This window comes from Prevotella sp. P3-122 (assembly GCF_002251365.1).
Taxonomy (GTDB): domain Bacteria; phylum Bacteroidota; class Bacteroidia; order Bacteroidales; family Bacteroidaceae; genus Prevotella.
This window is the reverse complement of sequence record NZ_NPJH01000041.1, coordinates 81,091-103,489: the sequence shown is the minus strand read 5'-3', so window position 1 is coordinate 103,489 and position 22,399 is coordinate 81,091. Positions and strand designations below refer to the sequence as shown.

The 22,399-nt window shown below is 50.5% G+C and carries 14 protein-coding genes; 8 read left to right on the top strand and 6 right to left on the bottom strand.

What is annotated here, in order from left to right; translation table 11 throughout:
• The first annotated feature begins 501 nt into the window (after positions 1–501).
• The 4 genes from CIL02_RS07950 to sprA all read left to right on the top strand — a co-directional run bounded on the left by CIL02_RS07950 (position 502) and on the right by sprA (position 12,522).
• On the top strand, positions 502–2,100 hold the full coding sequence (locus CIL02_RS07950; protein ID WP_094400653.1) for an ATP-binding protein: 1,599 nt from the start codon (positions 502–504) through the stop codon (positions 2,098–2,100).
• Between the two features lie 20 nt (positions 2,101–2,120).
• Complete coding sequence (locus tag CIL02_RS07945) at positions 2,121–3,719, top strand: ATP-binding protein (RefSeq protein ID WP_094400755.1); 1,599 nt, start codon at positions 2,121–2,123, stop codon at positions 3,717–3,719.
• Between the two features lie 395 nt (positions 3,720–4,114).
• Positions 4,115–4,732 carry a Holliday junction branch migration protein RuvA gene (ruvA, locus tag CIL02_RS07940; protein ID WP_094400651.1) on the top strand — a complete coding sequence of 206 codons (618 nt, stop codon included), beginning with the start codon at positions 4,115–4,117 and terminating at the stop codon, positions 4,730–4,732.
• A gap of 122 nt (positions 4,733–4,854) precedes the next feature.
• The gene (sprA, locus tag CIL02_RS07935; RefSeq protein ID WP_094400648.1) at positions 4,855–12,522 is read left to right on the top strand and encodes a cell surface protein SprA; all 7,668 of its coding nucleotides are present in this window, start codon (positions 4,855–4,857) and stop codon (positions 12,520–12,522) included.
• Positions 12,523–12,622: 100 nt separating this feature from the next.
• Here the strand turns inward: sprA and CIL02_RS07930 are convergent, their stop codons facing one another.
• The 4 genes from CIL02_RS07930 to CIL02_RS07915 form a co-directional block, all read right to left on the bottom strand.
• Complete coding sequence (locus CIL02_RS07930; RefSeq protein ID WP_094400753.1) at positions 12,623–13,429, bottom strand: phosphorylcholine transferase LicD; 807 nt, start codon at positions 13,427–13,429, stop codon at positions 12,623–12,625.
• Positions 13,430–13,483: 54 nt separating this feature from the next.
• On the bottom strand, positions 13,484–14,197 hold the full coding sequence (locus CIL02_RS07925) for an SDR family NAD(P)-dependent oxidoreductase (protein ID WP_094400646.1): 714 nt from the start codon (positions 14,195–14,197) through the stop codon (positions 13,484–13,486).
• Positions 14,194–14,646: an adenylyltransferase/cytidyltransferase family protein gene (locus CIL02_RS07920; RefSeq protein WP_094400644.1), complete on the bottom strand. Its 453-nt coding sequence runs from the start codon at positions 14,644–14,646 to the stop codon at positions 14,194–14,196. The genes CIL02_RS07925 and CIL02_RS07920 overlap by 4 nt, the downstream gene beginning before the upstream one ends.
• A 79-nt stretch (positions 14,647–14,725) precedes the next feature.
• Positions 14,726–16,174, bottom strand: a complete 1,449-nt coding sequence (locus CIL02_RS07915; RefSeq protein WP_094400642.1) for a lipopolysaccharide biosynthesis protein — start codon at positions 16,172–16,174, stop codon at positions 14,726–14,728.
• Between the two features lie 125 nt (positions 16,175–16,299).
• On the opposite strand from CIL02_RS07915, the gene CIL02_RS07910 reads away from it, so the two are divergent.
• From CIL02_RS07910 to CIL02_RS07895, 4 genes are all read left to right on the top strand, one after another.
• A complete protein-coding gene (locus CIL02_RS07910; RefSeq protein WP_240513585.1) occupies positions 16,300–17,292 on the top strand; it encodes a glycosyltransferase in 993 nt (330 codons plus the stop codon).
• A gap of 25 nt (positions 17,293–17,317) precedes the next feature.
• A complete protein-coding gene (locus CIL02_RS07905; RefSeq protein ID WP_094400636.1) occupies positions 17,318–17,797 on the top strand; it encodes a GAF domain-containing protein in 480 nt (159 codons plus the stop codon).
• Between the two features lie 629 nt (positions 17,798–18,426).
• Positions 18,427–18,897 carry a virulence RhuM family protein gene (locus tag CIL02_RS07900; RefSeq protein ID WP_094400634.1) on the top strand — a complete coding sequence of 157 codons (471 nt, stop codon included), beginning with the start codon at positions 18,427–18,429 and terminating at the stop codon, positions 18,895–18,897.
• A gap of 91 nt (positions 18,898–18,988) precedes the next feature.
• The gene (locus CIL02_RS07895; protein WP_094400632.1) at positions 18,989–19,477 is read left to right on the top strand and encodes a 3'-5' exonuclease; all 489 of its coding nucleotides are present in this window, start codon (positions 18,989–18,991) and stop codon (positions 19,475–19,477) included.
• Between the two features lie 24 nt (positions 19,478–19,501).
• Here CIL02_RS07895 and CIL02_RS07890 read toward each other — a convergent pair whose 3' ends face one another.
• Both CIL02_RS07890 and CIL02_RS07885 read right to left on the bottom strand, forming a co-directional pair.
• Positions 19,502–19,699, bottom strand: a complete 198-nt coding sequence (locus tag CIL02_RS07890) for a hypothetical protein (protein WP_094400630.1) — start codon at positions 19,697–19,699, stop codon at positions 19,502–19,504.
• Positions 19,700–19,810: 111 nt separating this feature from the next.
• On the bottom strand, positions 19,811–22,285 hold the full coding sequence (locus tag CIL02_RS07885; RefSeq protein WP_094400628.1) for a glycoside hydrolase N-terminal domain-containing protein: 2,475 nt from the start codon (positions 22,283–22,285) through the stop codon (positions 19,811–19,813).
• Between the last annotated feature and the right edge of the window lie 114 nt (positions 22,286–22,399).

Sequence of the window (22,399 nt, the reverse complement as noted above, 5' to 3'; positions counted from 1 at the left end):
AATGATAAGTTTAACGACTGAAATGTTGAGGGTCTATATATCTGTCCCTCTGACCCTATTTGGCTTAACGAAAACGTTCACTTGCGTTCAGCTCAGTAATACGTACCTCTCTGCAACGCTCACCACCGCAACGTTTCCGACTGCAGCAGCTTGCAGAGGGGTTGATGCCAGTGCCTGCACACCGACACCGAGAGACCTTCTCTCATTTCATTGGCAGTTACGGCTACATCTTATATGGAAGGTAGCCAACCCCTTTATATATAGATGTGCACCTCGTGGCACACGGACAGGTACATTGACTCTATTCAGCGGGTCAATGTACTTTCCCTCTGACCCACAACCATGGCAATTGCAGCTACTCAGACGTATAACCTTGATTCCTATAGATTTCTCCAATTATTTTATATTAATATGTTAATTTGAAGAAATAAAATATGCGTGTTACTTTGAAGAAATAAATAAAAAACGTATCTTTGCGGCAAACATCAAAAATGCCTTATTATGAAGTACCCTATAGGAATACAGAGCTTTGATAGAATACGTGAAGACGGTTACGTTTATGTTGACAAGACGGCATTGATTTATGAGCTTGTCAGCAAGGGTACTATTTATTTCCTCAGCCGCCCTCGCCGCTTCGGCAAGAGCCTGCTCGTCTCCACGCTCGAGAACTATTTCCTCGGACGTAGGGAACTGTTCCGCGGACTTGCCATCGACTCGTTGGAGAAGGAGTGGAAGGAATATCCTGTGTTCCATATTGACTTCAACGGAAAGAACTTCACCTCGCCGATGGAGCTCAAGGAAACCGTTGAGACCTTCGTCGCCATGCAAGAAGAGGTGTATGGCAAGAATCCCCTCGCCAACACCTATGGCGACCGTTTGGCATACGTTTTCGGGAAAGCCCACGAGAAGACAGGCAGACGTGTCGTGGTACTTATCGACGAATACGACAAGCCTCTGCTCGACGTGATGAATAGCGGCTTGCCTTCGCCCGTAGTGGCTGGAGACATTCAGACCCTTGAGGACTATAACCGAGAGATACTCAAGGGATTCTATAGTGCATTCAAGCTCACCGACAAGCATCTGCAGTTTGTGCTGCTCACAGGAGTGACCAAGTTCTCGCAGGTCAGCGTGTTCAGCGGCTTCAACCAGCCGAAGGATATCAGCAGCGACTCCAGATTTGATGCACTTTGTGGCATTTCCAAGGAAGAACTGTTGTCTGTATTCAAGGATCAGATAAAGGAACTTGGTGAGGCAAACGGCATGACAGAGGAAGAAACCATAGCAAAGCTGAAGCGGAAATATGACGGTTACCATTTCAGCAAACAACTGAAGGACATCTTCAATCCGTTCAGCATACTAAACTGCCTCGACTCTAACGACTTTCAGAACTATTGGTTCTCCACAGGCACCCCGACATACCTCATGCGCCTTTTGGCAGACAACAACGAGAACATCAACGAGCTGGCAGGCAAGGAATACCCTGCCGCTGAATTTGTAGATTACAAGGCAACAAAGCAAAAGCCGCTGCCCATGATCTATCAGAGCGGCTATCTGACCATAAAGGGCTACAACCGACGACGCGACACCTACCTGCTCGACTTCCCCAACGAGGAGGTGCGCAGCGGAATGGTAGCCGTATTGTCGTCCGACTACTTTGGCGACACAAGCAGTCCTTCCATGTGGCTCAACGACGTAAGCGACTCGTTGGAAGCGGGCGACCTCGAGAAGTTCAAGCTCCAGCTGACAGGTTTCCTCGCCAACATCTCCTACCGCTTCCAGCGCAAGCAGGATGCAAGGGAGTGTGAGCGTCATTTCCAGTACACCTTCTATCTCATCCTCCAGTTGCTCGGCAAATACAACACCTATGTTGAGAAGGAGACGAGCCAGGGGCGCATCGACTGCGTGCTGGAGTGTCCCGACTATGTCTATATCTTCGAGTTCAAGCTCAACTCCACGGCGGAAGCAGCCCTGAAACAGATAGACGACAAGGGCTACGCCCAGCCCTACGCCGCCGACAAACGCAAGATATACAAGGTAGGCATCAGCTTCTCTTCCGAAACTGGCACCGTCAACGACTTTGCCTACGAGCCTTGTGAGTAATAAATTAAAAATGCTTGATGATGAAATACCCTATTGGCATACAGAACTTTGATAGAATACGTGAAGACGGTTACGTTTATGTTGACAAGACGGCATTGATTTATGAGCTTGTCAGCAAGGGTACTATTTATTTCCTCAGCCGCCCTCGCCGCTTCGGCAAGAGCCTGCTCGTCTCCACGCTCGAGAACTATTTCCTCGGACGCAGGGAACTGTTCCGCGGACTTGCCATCGACTCGTTAGAGAAGGAGTGGAAGGAATATCCTGTGTTCCATATTGACTTCAACGGAAAGAACTTCACCTCGCCTATGGAGCTCAAGGAAACCATTGAGACCTTCGTCGCAAAATGTGAGGAAAAATATGGTAAGGATGAGCTTGCCAACACCTATGGCGACCGGTTAGCTTACGTTTTCGAAAAAGCCCACGAGAAGACCGGCAGGCGTGTTGTGGTACTTATCGACGAATACGACAAGCCGTTGCTCGACGTGATGAACACTGACACCCCATCACCTGTTGTGGCTGGAGACATAAAGACTCTTGAAGACTATAACCGCGAGATACTTAAAGGCTTTTATAGCATTTTCAAGCTCACGGACAAGCATCTGCAGTTTGTGCTGCTCACGGGAGTCACCAAGTTCTCTCAGGTCAGCGTGTTCAGCGGTTTCAACCAGCCTGCAGACATCAGCTACGACTCCCGTTTCGACACACTTTGCGGCATCTCCGAAAAAGAACTGCTTTCGGTGTTCAAGGATCAGATACAGGAACTTGGCAAAGTGAACGGCATGACAGAGGAAGAGACAATAGAAAAGCTGAAACAGAAATATGACGGTTACCATTTCAGTGATGGAATGATTGATGTGTTCAATCCGTTCAGTTTATTGAACTGTTTCCAAAAACGTAAATTTATGGACTACTGGTTCTCCACAGTCACTCCGACATACCTCATGCGCCTTTTGGCAGACAACAACGAAAATATCAACGAGCTGGCAGGCAAGGAATATTCAGCCGCAGAATTTGTAGATTACAAGGCAACAAAGCAAAAGCCGCTGCCTATGATCTACCAAAGCGGATATTTTACCATAAAGGGCTATGACCCGACATTCGATGTCTATCGTCTCGACTTCCCAAACGAGGAAGTGCGCAGTGGTATGGTAGCGCTGCTTGCGTCTGACTATTTCAGCGACGAGAACTATTCCAACTCGTGGCTTGTTGACGTCACCCGTGCCTTGCGCAGTGGCGACCTTGAGAAGTTCAAGCTCCAGCTGACGGGTTTCCTCGCCAACATCTCCTACCGCTTCCAGCGCAAGCAGGACGCGAGGGAGTGTGAGCGTCATTTCCAATACACCTTCTACCTCATCCTCCAGTTGCTCGGCAAATACAACACCTACGTTGAGAAGGAGACGAGCCAGGGTCGCATCGACTGCGTGCTGGAGTGTCCCGACTATGTCTATATCTTCGAGTTCAAGCTCAACTCCACAGCGGAAGCAGCCCTGAAACAGATAGACGACAAGGGCTACGCCCAGCCATACGCCGCCGACAAACGCAAGATATACAAGGTAGGCATCAGCTTCTCTTCCGAAACAGGCACCGTCAACGACTTTGCCTACGAGCCTTGCGAGTAATTGAAGATTTCCACCCTTGAAGGGCTGGAGCAAATTAGGAGAGCTATAGATAAATGCGTGGATAACCCAGGGTGTCACTTCGTTACGCTACATTTACCCTGGGTTATACGTTTTTGCGCTTACAGCGCGTGATTACAGGGTCATGGGGCAGTACTGCTGGCACGGGGTTTGGGGACATTGACCCGCAGAATAGGGTCAATGTCCCCAAGCCCCTTCCACCAATAAAGTCAAGAAATGGCGCAACTTCTCAACTCCAAGAATATGCTTTTACGAAAATGTTTCGCAAATTTGCACTTACCAGTTGAATCTGCGGCATTTCTTTCATCCCTGATGCAATAATCCAGGGAGAGATAGCGTTATAAGAAAAGAGTATATATACTTAAATATATTGTAATATGATAGAATACATACGGGGTGAGCTGACAGAGCTGACGCCCGCCATGGCTGTTGTCGAGGCTGCGGGAGTTGGCTATGCCCTAAACATCTCGCTTAATACATATACGTGCATACAGGGCAAGAAGGATGTGAAGCTGTATGTTCATGAGGCTCTTGTGACAGGCGGGCGTGATGACTCGTTCACTCTCTTCGGCTTTGCCACCAAACAGGAACGCGACCTCTACCGGTTTCTCATAAGCGTGAGCGGCGTAGGAGGCAACACGGCAAGGATGATGCTGTCGAGCCTGTCGCCTGCCGAGCTGTGCAATGCCATTGCCAATGCCGACGAGAGGCTGATAAAGAGCATCAAAGGAATAGGACTGAAGACCGCGCAACGCATCATCGTTGACCTGAAGGACAAGATTGTCGCCGAGGGCATTGCCGACAAGCTGCATGCAGGAGGCACTACTACGGCACCAACGTTCGACATGGGTGTCAGGGACGAGGCCGTCGGCGCGCTTACAATGCTTGGCTTCTCCCCTGCCCCAAGCAGCAAGGTTGTGCAACAGATACTCACCGAAAACCCGACAATGGCTGTGGAGACTGTTGTCAAGGAGGCGTTGAAGAGGATAAAATAAAACTAGGTTCGAAAGGTTTGAGGAGTTTGAGAGGTTTGAGGAGTTCCTATGCTCAAAACTAAGGGATTAACACCCAAGCACATTGAGTACTTCAGAAACTTAAATAAAAAAAAACGGTTACTATGAGGATAAGGAAAAAGTTTACGACAATGGTATTGCTGGCCGTACTGACAGTCAGCTATGCTCTTGGCGTGACTCTTTTCCAGAATGTCATACCTCGCAGACGCACGGCACAGCCAACGGTCGCCAACACCAAACTGCCTCAGGACAACAACAATGCCAGGCCCAAGATGCCTAAGCTGGAAATAGCCGAGGACACCATACCAGACTCCCTGCTGCATCCACGATGGAGGATACAGCGCATAACGCCGATGACCCTCAGCGACCTGGAGAACAGCGTCATAGACCTTCAACGGCCAGAGAACATGAAATGGGACATTGAGTACAATGACACCCTCGACCGCTATGTAGTAGGCACAAAAGTGGCTGGCACATGGGTCGACGCACCCATAATGATGACTCCCGAGGAGTATGCCGAATGGACCGAAAGACAAGAACGCTATGCCTTCTTCCGTGGGAAGAACGACGAGATATACAAAGCCAAGGGTAAAGAGAAGTTCGACTTCTCCGACATGCACTTCGACCTTGGACCAGCAGAGAAGATATTCGGTCCGGGTGGCGTGCGCATAAAAACGCAGGGAACGGCAGAGCTGAAGTTTGGCGCAACCATGAAGAACATCGACAACCCGTCGCTCCCCATACGCAACCGCAAGACCACAACCATAGACTTCGACGAGAAGATAAACCTCAACGTCAACGGCAAGGTGGGTGACAAGGTGAACATGAACCTCAACTACAACACCGATGCCACCTTCGACTTCGACACCCAGAACATGAAGCTGAAATACGATGGAAAGGAGGACGAAATCATTAAGCTCGTCGAGGCCGGCAACGTGTCATTCCCCAGCAACTCCTCGCTTATCACTGGTGCCAGCTCACTCTTCGGCATCAGGACTGACATGCAGTTCGGTAAGCTGAAGCTGCAGACGGTGGTATCGCAGAAGAAAGCATCGTCGAAGAGCGTCTCCACGAAGGGAGGCGTACAGCTGACACCATTCGAAATAAACGTTGCCGACTACGAGGAGAACCGTCACTTCTTCCTCTCCCACTACTTCCGCGACAAGTATGATGATGCCATGAAGTCACTGCCCAACCTCACTACGGGCGTAACCGTCAACCGTGTTGAGATATGGGTTACCAACAAGACGGGCTCTACGGCAAACACCAGAAACATCATCGCCCTGACCGACCTTGGCGAAAGCTCACACATATCAAACTCTCTGTGGCAACCGACTGGGACAACCGTTCCTGCCAACGGTGCCAACACTGAGTATGCGCAGATGGTAGGACAGTATGTCGCAGCAAGAAACATCGACCAGACAAGTTCCGTACTTGACGCCATCGGAGGATTTGTGGGCGGCAGCGACTACGAGAAGCTGCAGAGTGCCCGCCTGCTCAGCTCGTCGGAGTATACTGTCAACAGCGCACTGGGCTACGTATCGCTAAAGACAACGCTCAACACCGACCAGGTGCTCGCCGTGGCATACGAGTATACTTATGGCGGAGTAACATATCAGGTGGGCGAGTTCGCCTCTGACATCACCGATGTAAATCAGGCCCTATTCGTAAAGTCGCTTAAGAACACGGGTAACAGTCCGCAGCAAGGCAACTGGGACCTTATGATGAAGAATGTCTACGCACTTGCGTCAACGGTGGAGAAGGACAAGTTCAGACTCGACGTCAAGTATCAGAGCGACACCACGGGAGTATACATCACATATATACCCGAGACACAAGTCAAGGACCAGACGCTCATCAAGGTGCTGGGCGCCGACAGGCTTGACAACAACAACAAGGCACACTCCAACGGTTATTTCGACTATGTGGAGGGCTACACAGTGTCCAACGGCCGTGTGTTCTTCCCCGCTGCGGAGCCGTTTGGCAGCTACCTGCGCAATTATCTTGTGTCAAAAGGCGTGTCGGGACAAAAGGCCGACGGATATGCCTTCACCGAGCTGTACGACTCCACGAAGACCATAGCAAAGCAGATTGCCGAGAAGAACAAGTTCGTACTCATGGGACAGTTCAAGGGCTCGGCCGACAACGTCATCTCTCTCGGTGCCGCAAACGTGCCGCAAGGCTCGGTAGTGGTGACGGCAGGAGGCGTGACCCTTACCGAAGGTTCTGACTATACCGTGGACTACAACGCCGGCGAAGTGAAAATCATCAACCAAAGCATCATCGATGCCGGTACGGCCGTAAACGTCTCCTTGGAGAGCCAGACCGACTACGCACAGGAGAGGAAGACCATGTATGGACTCAACTGGGAGTATGACTTCTCCAAGAATTTCCAGCTCTCAGGAACATTCCAGCACCTCTCTGAGCAGCCCCTCACCACCAAGGTGGCCATGGGCAACGAGCCACTGAACAATACCATGCTGGGCCTCAACATCAACTGGAAGGCCGAGAGCCAGTGGCTCACAAACATGCTCGACAAGCTGCCGGGCCTGCACCTCACCGTGCCGTCAACAATATCGTTTACTGGTGAGTTTGCCAAGCTGTTTGCAGGCCAGAGCAAGGGTACGCAGGACAATGCATCGTACATCGACGATTTCGAGAACAACACCACCAAGATAGACGTGTCTACCCCTACCTCGTGGATATTGTCGAGCGTACCTACAATGTTCCCCGAATACGGTGACAAGACAGGACTTACGAGCGGTTATCGCCGCTCGCAGATGGCATGGTACAACATCGACCCGTTGTTCACACGCCGCTCATCATCGCTCACGCCCAGCCATATCAAGAGTGACCTTGACCAGCTGTCGAACCACTACGTGCGCGAGATTTACGTACGCGAGCTATACCCCAACCGCGACCAGAGCAGCTACAGCGGAGCTACAGCCACGCTGCCAATACTGAACATCGCATACTACCCCAACGAGCGAGGCCCATACAACTTCTGCACCGACGTGGCCACAGACGGCTCTCTACTCAACCCCACCACACACTGGGGAGGAATGATGAGGCGACTGGACACCAACGATTTCGAGACGGCGAACATCGAGTATCTGGAGTTCTGGCTCATGGACCCCTTCATCTACACCAACGAGCAGCCTAATGCCGCCGAATATGGTGGCGACTTCTACATTAACCTCGGCGAGGTGTCAGAGGACATCCTGCGTGACGGAAAGAAATTCTACGAGAGCGGCATGCCCGTTGACGGCTCACAGAGCTTCATCACCACACAGTGGGGAAAGATACCCACGCAATCGACTGTCACCTACGCCTTTGCCACCACCAAGGGCAGCAGGGCATTGCAGGACGTAGGCTTCAACGGGCTCAACGACGACGAGGAGCGGGCATTCCAGGCATACCAGCAATTCCTCACCGACATACAGGGAAAGGTGAACGCTGCCGTATGGGACTCCATATACAACGATCCGGCCAACGACAACTACCACTACTTCCGCGGAAGCGACTACGACCAGATGCAGGCTTCCATTCTCAGAAGGTACAAGTATATAAACAACCCGCAGGGCAACTCCCCAGACTCCGACAACCGCACAGAGAACTACGACACGTCATACAAGACCACTCCCGACGTAGAGGACATAAACCAGGACTATACGCTCAACGAGTATGAGAAATACTTCCAGTACCATGTGAGCATACGACCGCAAGACATGGTGGTGGGACAAAACCATATTGTTGACAAACGGGTATACACATCGACACTGCGCAACGGTGAGAAGGGCACCGCTACATGGTACCAATTCCGCATACCACTCAGGGAGTACCAGCAGAAGGTAGGCTCCATCAACGACTTCACGAGCATACGCTTCATGCGCATGTTCCTTACGGGCTTTGCCCATCCAGTGGTAATGAGGTTCGGAAGCCTCGACCTAGTAAGGGGAGAGTGGAGAATATACGAGCAGACACTTGACAACTCCGTAGCTGGCAGCGGAACAATATCCACAGCAGCCGTCAACATTGAGGAAAACAACGACAAGACTCCCGTCAACTACGTGTTGCCTCCAGGCATCAGACGTGACCAGGACCCCACACAGCCACAGCTCACCGAAGCCAACGAGCAGTCGTTGTCCATGACTCTCACCGGCATGTCGCCTGGCGAGGCCAAGTGCATATACAAGAACACCACCCTTGACCTGCGGCAGTACCGCCGCATGCAGATGTACGTGCATGCCAACGCACTGGAGAACGACGTCACCAATCTTGGCGATGACCAGCTGGCACTCTTCGTAAGGCTCGGCAGCGACTATAAGAGCAACTACTACGAGTACGAGGTGCCACTAAAGCTAACGCCTGGAGGACGCCTGTACGACAAATACTTGCTGGCAGACTGCGAGGCCGTGTGGCCGCAGGAAAACATGGTAGACATACCCCTCACCGTGTTCACGAAACTAAAGAAAGAGCGCAACCAGGCTAAGGCCAACGGTCTGGCATCCTACAACAGGGCCTACAGCGCATACGATGCCTCGCAGCCAAAGAACAAGGTAACCATCATGGGTAACCCTACTCTTGGCGAGGTGAAGACCGTTGTCATAGGTGTAAGGAACCTCGCATCGCAGAACAAGAGCGGAGAGGTATGGATTAACGAGCTAAGGCTTAAGGAGTACGAAAACTCAGGAGGATGGGCAGCACAGGGCAACCTCAACGTGCAGCTCTCCGATTTCGGTTCCGTAAACGTGCAGGGACGCTACGTCTCACAGGGCTTTGGCGGACTGGAGCAGGGTGTAGCCGAACGCACCACCGACGACACTGGCAACTACACCGTCACCACCAACTTCGACCTCGGGAAATTCTTCCCTGACAAGGCCAAGGTGTCGGTACCACTCTACTATTCCGTTACAAAGGAGAAGATTTCACCAAAATACAACCCTCTCGACAGCGACATGCTTCTCGATGACGCCTTAGAGTCGGCAGGCTCAAAACAGGAGCGAGACTCCATAGAGAGCATCGCCGTCACTAAGACCACACAGACCAACTTCTCGCTATCCAACGTGCGTGTGGGCATACAAAACAAACGGCACCCCATGCCCTACGACCCAGCCAACTTCTCATTCTCATACAGCCACTCCCACAACCACACAACGGGCGAGACCACCGTATATGAGAATGAGGACAACTGGCGAGGCTCCATGAACTATGCCTGGACACCAGTATACAAGGCATGGGAGCCTTTCAAGAAAATAAAGTCGAAGAGCAAGTGGTACGACATACTAAAGAAGTTCGGACTTAACTGGCTGCCGCAGACCATAGGCTTCAACACCGATATAACACGCAGCTACTACGAGCTTCAGGAAAGGGACATGGAGTCTACAGAGGGCAACCAGCTGCCGCTTACCTTCAGCGAGCAGTTCCTTTGGAACAGGGATTTCAACATAAGATGGGACCTCACGAAGAACCTTCACGCCAACTTCCAGAGCGCAACCCACGCAGAGATAGAGGAGCCATACACCCCCATAAACAAGGACCTCTATCCCGATAGGTATCAGGCATGGAAAGACTCTGTTAAGACCAGCCTACGCCACTTCGGTAAGCCACTCAACTACAACCAGTCCTTCCAGGCATCCTACCAGCTGCCGCTCAACCTCCTGCCCATATTCAGCTGGGTGAACGCCGACATGTCCTACAACGCCACATACCAGTGGGTTAGAGGCACCGACCTTGAGGACGGAACCTCACTCGGCAATACCATCAGCAACAACCGCAACCTGAACATAAACTCCACACTCAACCTTGAGAAACTCTACAACATGGTGCCATTCCTTAAGGCTACCAACGATAAGTTCAACAAGGAACCCTCACGCAACGAACTGAACAAGCGCAGGCAAGACAAGGCCAAGGCCAAGGAAGCAGAGAAGAGGAAGAAGGCGCAGGAGGCAAAGGCAAAGGCCGAAGGCGGCGAGGGCAACGGCGCAGAGGACGCCAAGGACAAGGCCGACGAGAAAGCGGACAAGAAGGCACAGAAGCAGAAAGACCAGCTGCCTAAGAACAAGAAAACCTACGAGAAGGAGGTAAAGCTAATGCCCGACACCACCATCACCGTGCAGCACGGCAAGAACACCAAGCGACTCATCGTCACAGCCAAGACTGAGGACGGCAAGACTTTCGAACTGAAATACAAGAAGACTGACGCCAACAAGATTGTCATTACCAATAAGGTAGACTCCGCCCTGTCAGTGAAAATCTCCGTCACCCCCAAGGAGCCTCTTGAGAACAAGGGATGGTACAAGACCGCACAAGCCATGGCACGCGTACTTATGATGGTGCGCTCAGTAGGCATCTCCTACCGCAACCAATATGCCATGACGCTGCCAGGCTTCATGCCCAACATCGGAGACGCCTTCGGACAGACCAAAGGCACGGGAGTGATGTCGCCAGGCCTCGACTTTGCGTTTGGACTAACGGGTGACTCCTACATAGAAAAGGCACGGGAAAACAACTGGCTGCTCATGAACGACTCTGTGGCAACGCCAGCCACCACCAGCTCTACCGAGGACCTGCAAGTCAAGATGACCCTTGAGCCGGTGAAGAACCTTAAGATTGACCTCAATGCCTCGCGCACACGCACCAAGGCACGCAGCATACAGTATATGTATCAGGGCAACCCCACAACCGAGAGCGGAACACTCACCATGACCACACTCTCGCTGAAGAGCGCCTTCGAAGGTGTTGGCGATGCCAACAACGGCTACCACTCGAAGTCTTTCGAGACCTTCTGCAACTCCTTGGAGTCGTTCCGCCAGAGAGTGGAGGCACGCTACTCTGGCCTCACCTACCCCTCGGGCACCACTCTGGCAGGACAGACCTTTGACCCGGCAAACGGAGGAGTAAGCAAGTACAGCAGTGATGTGATGATTCCGGCATTCCTCTCTGCCTACACCAGCATGGGTGGAAGCTCGCTCGACATATTCCCCGCTCTGTCACGGTTGCTGCCCAACTGGACCATACGCTACAGTGGTCTTAGCAAGTTGCCTTGGTTCAGCGATATCTTCAAGAGCGTGAACCTCAACCACGCATACAAGAGCATCTTCGCAATAGGCTCCTACAGCACATACTCCACATTCATGGAGGTGATGGGCGAGACAGTCGGCTTCGTTACCGATGCCACCACGGGTTCCCCCGTACCGTCGTCCATGTTCAATGTCTCCACAGTGAGCATCAACGAGGCGTTCTCGCCACTGCTCGGTGTTGATGTCACGCTGCACAACAACCTCACCTGCAAGCTTGAATACCGCACTACAAGGGTGCTGTCGCTGTCAATGACGAGCGTACAGATAAACGAGGCCACATCACATGACTGGGTGTTCGGGGCCGGATACAAGATCAACAACTTCCAACTCTTCGGCGCACGCAACCATAGGGCAGTGAAAGGAGGTGCGGGAAAGAAAGACAACGCTGATAACAAGTCAACAGCAAAGAACGCAAAGGGAGGAGTGAACCATGACCTGAACATGCGGCTCGACCTCAGCCTTCGCAAGCAGGCTACCATCGTCAGGGACATAGCCTCACTGACCAGCTCGGCAAGCAACGGCAACAACGCCTTCAAACTGAGTTTCTCTGCCGACTATACCGTCAGCAGGCTGCTCACCATGAGTTTCTACTATGACCGTCAGACCAACACGCCGCTTCTGAGCAGCAGCAGCTATCCGACAACAACTCAGGACTTTGGTCTGAGCATAAAGTTCAGTCTGACAAGGTAACAGAACCACACGCCACAAATAAAGCCTCACCCCCGTCCTTCGCCTTTGGCAAAGTTCGGGGGTGAGGCTATTTTCGTGCAGCAGTCAAACAGCATGCCTGCTATTCATAAATCTCCAGCTTGCCGACATGCGGCATAATCTTGTCGATGTCCGGCATCCTCATGTAGTCGCCATACTTCAGGGTGAGAGCAGCATGGACGTTGCCGGGGATAGGCATCTGATGACCCTCAAACTCGGTTGTTGTCAATGGGAATGTGTCTTCCATGTGTCGTGGATCATGATACGGTATTCCAAGCCCGTAGGTCTCGCGTGCCTTAGACATTCGGCAAAGAAGGCGTAGGACGGGGTAGCTGACGTAGCGGTTGAAGCGGGTGATGGCCCTTACCTTCCACATCTCACGGTTGCTGTCTCCCATGCTGTTCATTATCTTGTATACGTGTCCCTGCAATTTCTCCGAGAGCATGTGAATCCACAATGGCTGCTTGTAGAACGGGAATATGTCGATATATATGCCCTGCTCCTTCCATACCCGGTCATAGCGGTTGCCCTCCTCAAGGTGCGAGCGGCGGTCGCGCACCTTTGCGTAAAAGAAGAAATAGTTGGGGTCGGTGTCCTGTGACTGCAGGGCCATGGTTGACGGCAGCTCGTCGGGCAATACCCTCATCAGGCGCTCATAGTCGGGCAGCAGCATCTCTATATCGAGGTCATCATCCCAGGGTATGAAGCCCTTGTGGCGCACGGCACCAATGAGTGTTCCGCTGCTCAGCCAGTAGCGGATATTGTGTTTCTTGCATATTCTGTCCACCTCAAGGAGTATCTCCAACATACGGTGCTGCTGCCTGCGTAGCACAGACCCCTCGGGGTTGAACTTCCTCCTCAAGGCTTCCTGGTCAATAATGTTTCCCATGTTCATTATTATATAGTTGACATATCTTGAATTTCTCTTCGTACAGGGATGTTCCTACCTGTACGAATACCCTCCTGTTATCTCCAAAACAGAGCCATTGACATAGCTGTTGTCAAGACAGAATGCAAAGGCTGACACTATCTCGTCGATGGAGGCAAAGCGGTGGAGTGCAGTCTTGCGACAGATATTCTCCCGTATCTGCTGCGGTTTCTCTTTTTGCCATTCAGTCTCGACAAAACCTGGCGCTACGGCATTCACAGTTACGCTCTTGTCCTCGAAAACCTTCACGAGGTTCTTGACCATGGCATGTACGGCAGCCTTCACAACACCATAGCCGAGCACCGTGGCATGAGGGTGCAGCCCCATGGTAGAGCCTGTAAACAGCACATGTCCGCCTGGCTTTATTATTTGGTAAAGCTCACGCAACAATATAAGGTGTGCCGTCAGGCCAACCTCCATCATGGTGTCCCAATCACTGTCTGTGGTCTCGGTGAAGGACTTGCGTATGGTGGTGCCGGCATTGCATACTATGCAGTCTATGCTCGCCGATGCCTGCTTCACATGGCTGACAAAGGCGTATGTCTGCGAGCGATCTGCAAGGTCGGCCTTGACAAACTCCACTTTATCGCCAAGCTCGGCAGCTGCAGTATGTGCGGCATTGTCATCATGCCCATATGTGGCAAAGACCTTGTAGCCTCTGCATGCAAGCATACGCACGATGCCAAGTCCTATGCCCTTGGAGCCTCCTGTCACTATAGCCGTTTTCATTTTATGTCAGGATTAGGCTGATGGTCTATCTTCCCCTTAATCTCATCATAGCGCTCAACTATCTCTTTCTTGATGTTCGTCGTGGAAAGTCCGTCGCCGTAAGGGAAATAGAACACGCTCACGCCGAGATCTTTCAGATAGTCGTACTTGCCCGTCCAGTCATCGCCTACAACAAAGACGTCGATGTTCAGCTTCCTCACTATCTCCGTATGGTCGAGCGAGCGCTGTGGAATAACAATATCAGGATGCTTCAGAGCCTTGATGATGGCGATGCGCTCCTCGAAAGGAATGATGGGTGGCCGCTTGTAGCTGCACACCAGCTCGTCGGTGCTCACGCCAACAATCAGTGTGTCGCCCAGTCCTCGGGCATATTCTATCATCTTAAGGTGGTTGCTGTGGAACATGTCAAAAGTTCCTGACGTATAAACCACTACACGATTGTTATACATAATGGATATTTTTTATTATTCTGTTTTATGTTTGTTTGCAAAGTTACTCCTAAAGTTTGTATCTTGCAAATGTTTCCCGCTATTTGTTCTTCCTCCTTAGTTTGCTCATGGCGAACTCCACACATTCGTCGAGTATCTTCACACGAGCTATACGCATCACGGCATAGTAGAGCGTTACGGCGATGGCAATGCGGGTCGGCAGCAACAGGTAGAGACTGGATATGCCAAGCGTAAGGAGATAGGTCAGCGTCATGACGCCAGCTGCCGCAAGGGCAAAAGGCGCAGTGTCAGCAAGGAAATGCAAGAGACGGTAGCCCGACAGCCTGCGGGTGTACAGATGCCATACGAGAATCCACAGGATATTTATCACCACATAGCCCTCTACCATGTGCCGTATGCCCCAACGGGACATTACTATCATGGACAATATCTGAAGTAGGGCCAGGCCGAGGGTGCAGCGCAGGTAGATGTCGGAGCGTCCCTTGCTGATAATCATGTTCGACAGCACCGTAGATATAGGCATCACTGCCCCGCTTATGCACAGTAGCTGAAGCAGATGGGCGCTCTCTATCCACTTGTCGGTAATGGCGATGATGATAAACTCCTCTGCGACGAGGGCAAAGCCAAACAACAGTGGAAAGGATATGAATGCAGTAAACCGCACCATCTTGCGAAAGGCATTCATCTGACGCCCGCTGTCATCACCAAGACCTACGAGCACGGGCTGGGCCACCTGACTTACCATGCCCTGTACGAGCGAGAAGCACTTGAAGTCCCATTGGTATGCCTGATAATAGTAGCCAGCCTCACGCTTGGAAAACAGGTGGCCAAGCAGAATGTTCAGCACGTTGTTGTTGATGTGGGTAATAATGGTGGTGGCGAGAATCTTGCAGGAGAAACGGAACATGCGCATGGCTGGGCGTAGGTCGACACGCAGCGTCGGACGCCATGGGGAATAGCTCCATACCATGATGGTGTTTATGCCGACAAACACCAGTCCCTGAGTAGCCAGTGACCAATAGGCAAATCCCTGCCAGGCCATAATGGCACCGGTGGCACTCGACAGCAGGACTGCCGTCATTCCGGCTTTAGCCTGCTGGCTTACCATAAGGTTCTTGAAGAGGTAGGCTGACTGGGATGTGCAGAATGAGGCTATGACAATACTCAGAAAGGCATAGCGGCACAAGGGGGTCAGCTCCGGGGTGTGATAGAACCGTGCTATAAGGGGAGCACAGAGAAATAATATAATGTAAAGAGAACAGCCAACAATGATGTTGAACCAGAAGACGGAGTTGTAGTCCTCGTCACGGGGTGACTTGAGGTTGGCCAAGGCAGTGACGAAGCCGCTGTTCTGAAGTGCAGTGGCAACAAGTGAGAACACGCTTATCATGGCCATCATGCCATAGTCACCTTCATTAAGGAGCCTGGCGAGCAGTATGCCGAACACCACACCGACCACCTGCTGCACCCCATTGTTCATGCCTCCCCAGAAAAGGCCCTTGGCTGTCTTCTCCTTTAGCGTTTCCATGTTTTTTCCACAAAAGTAATGGTTATCTGTCTAAAATCAAAAACTTTTTGTTATTTTTGCGACAAAATTCTTCTATGAGGGCTTATTTCTACCATACACAAAACATACAGTATATCCTTGGGAAAATGGAAAAAGGAGAATTTCCCGCACATTTTCTCTATGGAGCAACCAAACTGGGCAACCACGGCATTGACGTAATATGGCACCGAAGCCTGACCTCAGCATCACGTTTCAGGCAGATGATGCACAACCTGTGGCAGATGGCGTTTGTACATCGCGACTATGATGTTATATACGCTACGCACTACCAGGGTATCGAGCCCCTGATATTCCTACGTGCTCTCGGACTGTTCCGCCGCCGCATTGTCCTCTGGCATCATCAGCCCATAATAGTAGCCCGAAGCTTCTGGCGCAACTGGCTCGGGAAACTGTTCTACAGAGGCATTGACGACATGTTCTTCTTCTCACGAAAGCTTATCGACGACTCCGTAAAGGCACACAAGACCGACCCATCTAAGTTCCATCTCGGACATTGGGGCGCAGACCTGGAGATGTACGACCGCGTGACGGCAGAGAAATGCGTGAGGCACGGCTTTGTGTCGACGGGAAAAGAGAAGCGCGACATGGCAACACTGGTCAGGGCATTCAACCAGACAGGGGCTCCGCTGAACATATACCTGAACACCAAAAACGGCAACTTCAGCTACAAGCAACTCTTCGAGACCCTTGAGCTCAAGGACAACATTCACGTGGAGTTCCCCGACAAGCTGATGCCCTACGAGCTGTCAAAGGAAGTCAACAAAGCGCAGTGTGTAGTCATCTGCTGCAAGGAGACATCCTATACGGTGGGACTGACCACGGTGGTCGAGGCTCTTGCCATGGGCTTGCCGATGATATGCAGCCACAATCCGCAGATACCGGTAGATATAGACGGCGAGCAATGCGGCATCACAGTACCATACGGAGATGTAGAGGCTTGGCAGAGAGCCATCACCTATATGCAGGAGCATCCTGACGAGGCTGCAGCTATGGGACGCCGAGGCCGCCGCCTGGCAGAGACAACTTATAATGACACTATCTGTGCCGCCGAGGTGGCACAGGTGATTTTAGGCAAATAACAGATACCACCTTTAGGCAAGCACTATGGACCATAAAACAAAAATTGAGAAATACAAAGAGATGATTAAGCTGGTCGAATCTTTCACCGCGAATGGCGGTGACAAGGTTTCAGTGATGGCCAACGTGACGGCAGTGATGAAGATGACGTTCCCTGAGACGTTTTTCTGGGTAGGCTTCTATGTTGTCAAGGACAATGTCCTGCTGGTCGGGCCATTTCAGGGCACGCCAGCATGCATGATGATAAAATACGGCATGGGAGTATGTGGAACGGCATGGGAACGCAGAGAGACACTTATCGTTCCCGACGTGGAGCTGTTTGACGGCCACATCGCCTGTTCGTCACTCTCACGCTCGGAGATAGTAGTGCCAGTGATGCTTGATGGCGAGGTTGTAGCCGAGATAGACATCGACAGCACAGACGTGGCATCGTTCGATGAGACAGACAGGACTTATCTTGAGGAAGTGGCGGCCATGGTAGCACCGTATTTCGGGCAAGATTCTTAGTTAGCTGTTCCTGACAAGGATACACACATATGCCTAAAACGCAGAATTATGCAGTTCACAAACATTGTGTCCGAACACAAGAATTTGATATGCATCAAGAATTATGCACTTTTCTGCATATTCTCCGTAATTATCTTGGCAGGAAACTTAAAACAGTGTACCTTTGCATCGTCAAAAGGTTAATAGATTGTTTAGGTTAGTAGTAATAGATTTAGGTTTTTAGTTATTAGGTTTAAGGTAGATTGTTTAACGATAACAATGGAAATCGTGAGATTTTCATTTATCACTGAAAAGGATTTTTAGTTAAACATAGGCTTTTACGCTGTGGCTCGTTGAGAGTCGCAGCGTAATTTTTTTTAGAGCCTCTTCTTGACATTATGATTATAGGTACATCAGCCATTTCAAGCACTTATATTTCGTCGAACTCACGTTGTTTATCCAGGAAACGAGCTGTTTTTCGCAGATATTTGCTAACTTTGCACTGAGGACGAAGCCAAGGAGGAATGTTTACGCCAGAATAAAGGTTGTCGAGTAAGTCCGTTCACTGGGTATGGACTGTAAAAAACTTAGGTGAATGAAAGGAATAATGTAAAGGTGATGTGGAATAAATACAATAAGGAATAACAGGTATGAATGAGAATAGAATAATAGCAAATAACGGCTCATCCATTGTGATCTATACGGCGGATGACGGCAACACCCAACTTGAAGTGAAGTTGGAGAAAGATACTATGTGGCTTACACAAAGCCAGATGGCAGAATTGTTTGGTATTGACCGAACCACTATACTGAGGCATATACGAAATATCTATAAATCAGAGGAATTAGAAGAATCTTCAACTTGTGCAAAAAATGCACAGGTTCGAATAGAGGGAAAAAGAATGATTCAAAGAGACATACCCTTCTATAATCTTGACATGATTATTTCTGTAGGGTATCGCGTAAATAGCAGGAAAGCCACGACTTTCCGTCGTTGGGCTACCTCTATCCTAAAGCAGTACATCATCAAAGGCTATGCCATAGACCAGCGTCGCCTCGACCACTATGACGAGTTGAAGGATGTGGTGCGATTGATGTCGCGTGCCCTTACCCTACATTAATGATTGCCGAGAGCCGTACGGAAGAGAAAGATGTAATGGTGAAAGTAGTGGTAAATCTAATAAATAAAGAAAATCAATAAGTACATCAGATATGCAAGACTTTGCTGCAATAGATTTTGAGACAGCCAACAACATTCGTTCGTCTGTTTGTTCAGTTGGTGTAGTGATAGTGAGGGATGGGGAGGTAGTGAATAAGTTCTATTCCCTCATCAAGCCCGAGCCGGAGTATTATAACTACTGGTGCAGCCAAGTACACGGTTTATCTGCTGAAGACACAGAGAATGCTCCTGTCTTCCCCGAAGTGTGGAAGCAGATAGAGCCTCTCATAGAGGGATTGCCGTTGGTGGCACATAACAAGGCTTTCGACGAGAGCTGCCTCAAAGCCGTCTTCCGAGTCTATCAGATGGACTATCCCGACTATGAGTTTTACTGTACCTGTGTAGCATCACGAAAGCATTGGCCTGGAGGACGCCACAACCTCGACATCATTGCCGCCCGCTGTGGATATGACTTGAAGAACCATCACCATGCCTTGGCGGATGCGGAGGCATGCGCGGCTATAGCACTAAAAATCATATAATTTACTATTGCTGTCCGATCAAAATCATGCAATGCTTTGCGTATGAGATGAGCTAACTGACACAGAAAGGGTTCCAGTAACGACACCACGCCCCACAGTTGACATATATACACGTCCGTACTCGTTCATGTCGCCTGACACAATATGTGCGTTGCCAAGACCACCAAACTGATGCAGATCATCATTGATGCGTATCCATGTGGTGGGCATCAATGCTACCATAAAGAGCACCAAAAAAACGCTTAATAGTATACTTCATATTGATTTATTATAATAATGACAAATACCATTTGGCCATAAAAGCACTTGCATTATCCTATGGCATGGATACTTCTAAATGCTTGTAAAGGTGTAGGTTTTGCCTGCTTTTGTAGTGATGTCATATTCATAGACTTTGGGGATGAAAGCTTTTATGCTCCTGCTTCCCCCTTCCTTGTTTATAATAGGTTGTTGAATGTCGGCTGGCGCAAAAAGAGGATTAGGACATTTGCCTTCAGCAGCCTTCAAGCCATTGCCTTTCAAAGGAACGGAGCTGCGAAGGCGAAGGGTGCCACCGATGGTGCTCTTTACTGTAGCCTTGCCAAGTTTGCCATTATTCCATGCGAGACAGACCTCGAATCCGCCACGAGCGCGAAGTCCGGAAATACTGCCTTCTGACCAATCGTCGGGCAGTGCAGGAAGAAGGTGAACGGCTCCGTCATGGCTCTGGAGAAGCATCTCTGCAATTCCCGCTGTGACGCCAAAGTTACCATCTATCTGGAAAGGTGGGTGAGCATCGAAAAGGTTAGGGAATGTGCGTCCGTCAGGATACTGGCTAGTGGTGCTCTTATTCTCGTCGGGGAGCAGGCGCAGCATATTCTTGATGATGGCGAACGCATGATTACCATCCAGCATGCGGGCCCAAAAGTTTGTCTTCCATCCAAGACTCCAGCCAGTTGCCTGGTCGCCACGATGCTTGAGCGTTGTGGCAGCGGCACGGAAGAGTTCTGGGTGAGAAAAAGGAGAAATTTGATTGCTTGGGTACAAACCATAGAGATGAGAGATGTGGCGGTGCTCGTTGTGAGGGTCATCGGCATCTTGCAACCACTCCTGAAGCTGGCCGTATCGCCCTACCTGCATAGGTGGAAGCTGTGAGAGAGCCCTTCTGAAGTCAGTCTGCAAGTCCTCGTCTTTGTTAAGTATAAGTGCTGCATTGAGGGCGTTGCTGATAGCATCGAAGACTATCTGATTATCCATTGTGCAACCCGCTGTAATGGGCGTTCTCTTGCCGCGAGGTCCTTGCTCGGGACTCACTGAGGGCACACAAACGAGCCATCCATACTGTGGATGGAGCTGCATGTAGTCGAGGTAAAACACCGCTGCGTCTCGAATCACTTCATAGTATTTCTCGAGGAACTGCTTGTCGCCTGTGTAGAGATAGTGCTGCCAAATGTGAGTGGTGAGCCAAGCCCCACCATTTGGGAATTCTCCCCACGCTGCACCATCTACAGGACCTGCTATGCGCCACAGGTCTGTGTTGTGGTGAGCCACCCAACCGCGACAGCCATACATTGTGCGAGCAGTCTCTTTACCAGTGACTGCGAGGTCAGCAATCATATCGAAGAGAGGCTGGTGAGTGTCGGACAAGTTAGTCACCTCGGCAGGCCAGTAGTTCATCTCCGTATTGATGTTGATGGTGTACTTCGAGTCCCATGGTGCATTGAGCTTGTTGTTCCAGAGTCCTTGCAAATTAGCAGGTTGACCACCTGGCTGTGAGGAAGAGATGAGGAGGTAGCGACCGTAGTTGAAGAGAAGCGCTACCATGCCCAGATCGTCAGGATTGTCGTAGAAGCGGTCGAGACGGACATTGGTTGGCAATTTGGAATTTTGTCCGCCGGTAAGGCGCAGCTTAGTAGTGTTGAACTGCTTGGCAAATGCCTTCATGTGGCGCACCTTCAACGCCTTGTAGGTATATGCCTTTGCTTTGCTTATTGATTGGGCTATAAGGGCAGTAGGATTAGCGGAGAGGTCGCAGAAGTTGACATAGTTGGTCGCAGAAGCAATAATGAGAGTGGCTGTGGTTGCGTTGTGTATCGTAACCTGTTTGCCGTCAGTCACTGTGGTGCCATCACTTGTCACCTCGACGCGGCATTCGGCAAAGACCTTGCCTTCTATGCCCTCTTGCGAAACAGGCTTCACATGGGCAAGAAGGGCATTGCCGCCTTCTGTGCTAATGTCGGCAGGTAACTGGCTATCGTATCGCATGCGGAAACTAAGAGCACCCTTGTGCGATGCTGTTATGCGCATAGCTATCACATCATCTGTCATAGAGGCAAACACCTCGCGAGTGTACTTCACTCCGTTGCATGTGTATTGAGTGGTGGAGATTGCATTATGTAGATCAAGCGAACGATGGTAGTTGCTCACCTTGCTGGCCTCCACTCCATCAAACTCGAACTTCAGGCTACCCATAGGGAGAAAGCGCATGCCGTGAGGACCTACGACAAAGTCGCGGTTAACAATTTTGGCAGCATCCTCTTCTTTCCCTTCGAATATGAGGCGACGCACCTCAGCAAGACTGGCCAGTGCGCGTGTACTATTATTACTATGTGGCCCACCACTCCAAAATGTCTCGTCGTTAAGTTGTATTTCCTCCGTCTCGGTGCCGCCATAAACCATAGCACCCATGTGGCCGTTGCCTAATGGCAGTGCTTCGAGCCATATATGGGCAGGTGAGTCATACCACATTGTATGGTCAGTGATGTCCGTCTTTGCAAACGCTACAAGCGGTACTGCTGTGCAAAAAAAGAATAATAAGAGTTTTTTCATAATAAAATCAATTTGTTTACAAAGATACTTATATTATCTCACAGTACCTATAAATAAATGCCAATTTCTTTTTGATTATTGCCACGTTGAAGTCTGGTGGCAAAAATCAATATT

Coding starts and splice junctions, on each gene's coding strand:
- CIL02_RS07885 (WP_094400628.1), bottom strand. CDS start 22,285: ATGAAAAAACTCTTATTATTCTTTTTTTGCACAGCAGTACCGCTTGTA.
- sprA (WP_094400648.1), top strand. CDS start 4,855: ATGAGGATAAGGAAAAAGTTTACGACAATGGTATTGCTGGCCGTACTG.
- CIL02_RS07905 (WP_094400636.1), top strand. CDS start 17,318: ATGGACCATAAAACAAAAATTGAGAAATACAAAGAGATGATTAAGCTG.
- CIL02_RS07900 (WP_094400634.1), top strand. CDS start 18,427: ATGAATGAGAATAGAATAATAGCAAATAACGGCTCATCCATTGTGATC.
- CIL02_RS07915 (WP_094400642.1), bottom strand. CDS start 16,174: ATGGAAACGCTAAAGGAGAAGACAGCCAAGGGCCTTTTCTGGGGAGGC.
- CIL02_RS07890 (WP_094400630.1), bottom strand. CDS start 19,699: ATGGTAGCATTGATGCCCACCACATGGATACGCATCAATGATGATCTG.
- CIL02_RS07950 (WP_094400653.1), top strand. CDS start 502: ATGAAGTACCCTATAGGAATACAGAGCTTTGATAGAATACGTGAAGAC.
- CIL02_RS07930 (WP_094400753.1), bottom strand. CDS start 13,429: ATGGGAAACATTATTGACCAGGAAGCCTTGAGGAGGAAGTTCAACCCC.
- CIL02_RS07945 (WP_094400755.1), top strand. CDS start 2,121: ATGAAATACCCTATTGGCATACAGAACTTTGATAGAATACGTGAAGAC.
- CIL02_RS07910 (WP_240513585.1), top strand. CDS start 16,300: ATGGAAAAAGGAGAATTTCCCGCACATTTTCTCTATGGAGCAACCAAA.
- ruvA (WP_094400651.1), top strand. CDS start 4,115: ATGATAGAATACATACGGGGTGAGCTGACAGAGCTGACGCCCGCCATG.
- CIL02_RS07925 (WP_094400646.1), bottom strand. CDS start 14,197: ATGAAAACGGCTATAGTGACAGGAGGCTCCAAGGGCATAGGACTTGGC.
- CIL02_RS07895 (WP_094400632.1), top strand. CDS start 18,989: ATGCAAGACTTTGCTGCAATAGATTTTGAGACAGCCAACAACATTCGT.
- CIL02_RS07920 (WP_094400644.1), bottom strand. CDS start 14,646: ATGTATAACAATCGTGTAGTGGTTTATACGTCAGGAACTTTTGACATG.